Below are 1,908 nucleotides of genomic sequence, written 5' to 3' on the forward strand. Positions count from 1 at the left end.
GGCGGCGGCCGAGCCCGGACCGGCACCGGCCGCCGACGAGGAGGCCCGCTGCGTGGACCTGGCCGCGCGCACCACCGGGCGGATGAGCCTCAAGCACCGGATCGGCCAGCTGGTGATGTCCCAGCCGAGCGCGGACGGGCTGCCCGACCGCGGAGTGCAGCGCCAGCTCGAGGAGTGGGGGTTCGGTACCTGGATCATCCAGGACAGCGGCGGCGCGGCGGCCAATGTCGCGCGCTACACCTCGCGGATGCAGATGTGGAGCGCCCAGGTCGGCGAGGGCGTGCCGCTGTTCATCGGCGCCGACATGGAGAACGGGGCCGAGCAGCAGGTCCCCGACGCCACCCCGGTGGCCTACCCGATGGGGCTGGGCGCGACCCGCGACGCCGGCCTCAGCGCCCTGGCCGGACGGATCACCGGTGCCGAGGCGGCCGCGATGGGGCTCAACTGGAGCTTCTCGCCGGTGGTGGACGTCAACACCAACCCGGCGAACCCGGTGATCGGCGTCCGCTCGTTCGGTGAGGACCCGGCCCTGGTGGCCGAGCACGGCACCGCCTACGGTCTGGCCCTGCAGCAGGAGGGGGTGCTGGCCTCGGCCAAGCACTTCCCCGGCCACGGCGACACCGCCGTCGACTCCCACCTCGGGCTGCCCTCGGTGACCTACGACCGGCAGACGCTGGAGGAGGTGCACCTACGACCGTTCCAGGATGCGGTGGACGCCGGTCTGGACTCCATCATGACCGCGCACGTGGTGGTCGAGGCGATCGACCCCGAGCTGCCGGGGACCCTGTCGCGGAAGGTGCTGACCGGGCTGCTGCGGGAGCAGATGGGCTTCGACGGGATGATCATCACCGACGGCATGGCGATGCGCGCGATCGCCGACCGCTGGGGCACCGGCGAGGCCACGGTGCTGGCGGTCGAGGCCGGTGCCGACGTGGTGCTGGCCGGGCGGACCGCCGAGACCAGCGCGCAGGCGCTGCACGAGGCCGTGCTGTCGGGCCGGCTCAGCGAGGCGCGGCTGGACGAGTCGGTGCAGCGGGTGCTGCGGACCAAGTGCCGCTACGGCCTGTTCGAGCGCCCGTGGGCGAACGCGGGCCGGGCGGACCGGCTGGTCGGCAACCCGACCCACCTGGAGCAGGCGACCGAGATCGGCCGGCGCTCGATCACCGTGGTCCGCGACCAGGGGGTGCTGCCGCTGCAGCCCTCGCAGCGGGTCGCCGTGGTCGGACCGGAGCGGGCCGAGGCGCTGGCCGGCCACCTGGCCGAGCGCGGGCTGCAGACGACGGCGGTGCCGACCTCGCGACGTCCGGCGCCGGCGCAGCTGGACGCGGCGGTCGAGGCGGCGGCCGCGGCCGACGTGGTGGTCGTGACCACCTTCACCTACTCCACGATGCCGCCGGAGCAGCGCGCGCTGGTCGACGCGCTGACGGCCGGCGGGACGCCCGTGGTGGCGGTCTCGCTCGGGATCCCCTACGACCTGGCCGGGGCGCCGGGTGCGGAGACGGCGATCGCCACCTACGCCCTCAACGTCAACGCCGTCGACCCCGAGTCGGTGCTGTGGGGTCTGGCCGACGTGATGGCCGGACGGGCCGAGGCCGGCGGCCGTCTCCCGGTCACCGTCGAGGGCCTCTGAGGGGTCGCGCCACCGGGCGTTCGAGGGACGTCTCCCCGCGGGTGCCTGCCCGGCCCGGGCGGATCTGCCGGCCCCCGCTGCGCGACGGGCGCGCCAGGCGGGTCCCGGCGTCCGCCGGAGCTCAGCTGCTCGGGCGGACGGCCTCGACGGCCTCGGCGAGGTCGAGCGTCTCGCCGCGGTCGGCGGCCTGCCAGCACAGCCGGGCCGCGGCCCAGGCCGCGGGCACCCGCTGGTCGGGCGTGACGGGCCGGTCGGTCACGAGCCGGCCGTCGGTGAGC

Annotated in this window: 1 protein-coding gene; it reads left to right on the forward strand. The window is 75.7% G+C overall.

Going from position 1 to position 1,908, the window contains the following annotated elements:
* On the forward strand, positions 1–1,630 hold a 1,630-nt coding region (locus tag DVA66_RS19930; RefSeq protein ID WP_114561529.1), incomplete at its 5' end, for a glycoside hydrolase family 3 protein.
* Positions 1,631–1,908: the final 278 nt, after the last annotated feature.

It is taken from the genome of Desertihabitans aurantiacus, assembly GCF_003344635.1.
Taxonomy (GTDB): domain Bacteria; phylum Actinomycetota; class Actinomycetes; order Propionibacteriales; family Propionibacteriaceae; genus Desertihabitans; species Desertihabitans aurantiacus.